The 1,243-nt window shown below is 61.9% G+C and carries 2 protein-coding genes; both read right to left on the bottom strand.

All coding sequences use genetic code 11. The annotated features are described in order from the left end of the window. The coding region (locus QQS38_RS25880) for a citrate/2-methylcitrate synthase (protein WP_479648181.1) at nt 1-823 on the bottom strand (823 nt) is incomplete at its 3' end. A gap of 31 nt (nt 824-854) precedes the next feature. Beyond that, the coding region (locus tag QQS38_RS25885) for an isocitrate lyase/phosphoenolpyruvate mutase family protein (RefSeq protein ID WP_479648182.1) at nt 855-1,243 on the bottom strand (389 nt) is incomplete at its 5' end.

The following is a 1,243-nucleotide window of genomic DNA, read 5'->3' on the forward strand; positions in this document are numbered from 1 at the left end:
GATGCCCGAAGCCGATCACCACTTCCTTGTTGTCCACGCGGCGGCGGATGTCGGCTTCGGCCTCGTCGGGCGTGGTGTAGCGCGTTTGAATCTCGAACGCCGCTTCGTTGGCGCCGCCGTGCTTGGGCCCGCGCAGCGCGCCGATTGCGCCGGTGATGGCCGAGTAGATGTCCGACCCGGTACCGGCGATGACCCGGCCCGTGAACGTGGAGGCGTTGAACTCGTGCTCGGCGTACAGGATCAGCGACGTATGCATCGCTTCGACCCATGATTTGGATGGCGTCTTGCCGTGCAGCAGATGCAGGAAATGGCCGCCGATCGAATCGTCGTCGGTTTCCACTTCGATGCGCCGGCCGTTGTGCGAGTAGTGGTACCAGTACAGCAGGATCGAGCCCAGGCAAGCCATCAAGCGATCGGCGATATCGCGCGCGCCGGCAATGTCGTGGTCGTCCTTTTCGGGCAACACGGTGCCCAGCACCGACACGCCCGTGCGCATCACGTCCATGGGGTGGGCCGACGCGGGCACCCATTCGAGTGCGGCCTTCACGTTCGCGGGCAAGCCGCGCAAAGCTTTGAGCTTCTTTTTGTAGGCGGCCAGTTCCGACACCGTCGGCAGCTTTTCATGCACGAGCAGGTGAGCGATTTCCTCGAACTCGCACGTGGTGGCGACATCGAGAATGTCGTAGCCGCGATAGTGCAAGTCGTTGCCGGTGCGGCCAACCGTGCACAGCGCCGTGTTGCCCGCGGTCACGCCCGAGAGGGCGACGGATTTTTTTGGCTTGAACGTGCCGGCGGCCGGCGCTTCCTTTACTGCATCACTCATGGTGTTGTCTCCAGGCTTCGGATGGCGAATATCACTTGTTTGCGGCGAACAGCGCGTCGAGCTTCTCTTCGTACGCGTGATAGCCGAGATACCGATAGAGATCGGCACGCGTTTGCATCGTCGGCACCGCGGCCTTTTGCGTGCCGTCGCGGCGGACCGTCTCGTAAAAGTTCAGCGCTGCGGCATTCATCGCGCGATAGGCGCCGCAGCAATAGAGCGCGATATCGACGTTCGCGCTCTTCAATTCTTCAGTCGTAAACAACGGTGTCGCACCGAACTCGGTCAGATTCGCGAGAATGGGCACCTTAACGGCTGCCTTGAACTTGCGGTAATCGTCCAGCGTCTTCATCGCTTCAGGGAAGATCATATCCGCGCCTGCCTCGACATAGGCGACGGCGCGCTCGATCGCCGCATCCAAGC

It is taken from the genome of Trinickia sp. Z7 (assembly GCF_056498045.1).